Source organism: Albidovulum marisflavi, from assembly GCF_025751435.1.
GTDB lineage: Bacteria > Pseudomonadota > Alphaproteobacteria > Rhodobacterales > Rhodobacteraceae > Albidovulum > Albidovulum marisflavi.
This window is the reverse complement of record NZ_JAOWKY010000010.1, coordinates 1-935: the sequence shown is the minus strand read 5'-3', so window position 1 is coordinate 935 and position 935 is coordinate 1. Positions and strand designations below refer to the sequence as shown.

1 protein-coding gene is annotated in these 935 nt (G+C 63.5%); it reads left to right on the top strand.

Annotated features, from left to right (window positions below; genetic code table 11):
- Positions 1–87: 87 nt before the first annotated feature.
- Positions 88–935 (top strand): IS1595 family transposase (locus OEW28_RS18840; protein WP_263736348.1); only part of this gene is annotated, 848 nt, incomplete at its 3' end.

The following is a 935-nucleotide window of genomic DNA, read 5'->3' as shown; positions in this document are numbered from 1 at the left end:
TTTAGGGGGTGTCCGCAAACCGTGTTGGTGCGCTTCGTTATTTCGCAGAAGGGCCTATATCACTCGGCTTTTACGCGGAGGACACCCATGCTGCACCACGACTTTCGCCGGTTTCTCGATGCCCTCGACCGCCTGAACCCGGCCCAGATCGAGGACGCCCAGTCGAAGATCAGGGATATCCGACGAAAGACCGAGGCGATCTCGGAGATCGAAGCACGGACAATCCAGGATCACAAGTGCTCCTTCTGCGGCGACGAGCGCCGACAGAAGTGGGGCCGCACCCGGACCAAGGTCCAGCGCTACCGCTGCGCTGGCTGCCAGAAAACCTATTCGGGCACAACGGGCAGCGCCATCGGCCGACTCCGTCGCCCGGACCTGTTCATCGTCGCGCTGCGGGATATGCTGGGCACCGCCGCACCCCAGTCGGTGCGCAAGCTCGCGCGGCGGCTGGGACTCAACAAATACACGCTCTGGCGTTGGCGGATGCTGGTGTTTTCCATCATCGGCAGTGGCTCAACCGTGAGCTTCTCTGGGATCGTGGAGGCGGATGAGACCTTCCAGCGGGAATCGCGCAAGGGTTCTCGCGAATGGGTCCGGCACTTCGCAGATCCGAAGAAGGTTGCACCGCCGCCCCGCCCCAGGTGGGAGGACTTCACAACGCGGGGGCTGAAGATGATGCGAGGCCTCTCGAAGTGGCAGCTCCCCATTCTCAACGTCACTAACCGCAGCGGCGCGCGCCTCTTCCGACGCCTGCCGAACCGCAAGAGCGTGACGCTCGAGCGCGCCATGAAGCCGCTGGTTCCGAGCCATGCCGTGCTCTGTTCCGACGGCGCCAACGGCTACAAGAACGTCGCAGCTGCAGGCGGTCTCGAGCACTTCGTCGTGGGCAGCAAGCCAGGCACGCGAGTGGCCTCAGGCTGCCATCACATTCAGAA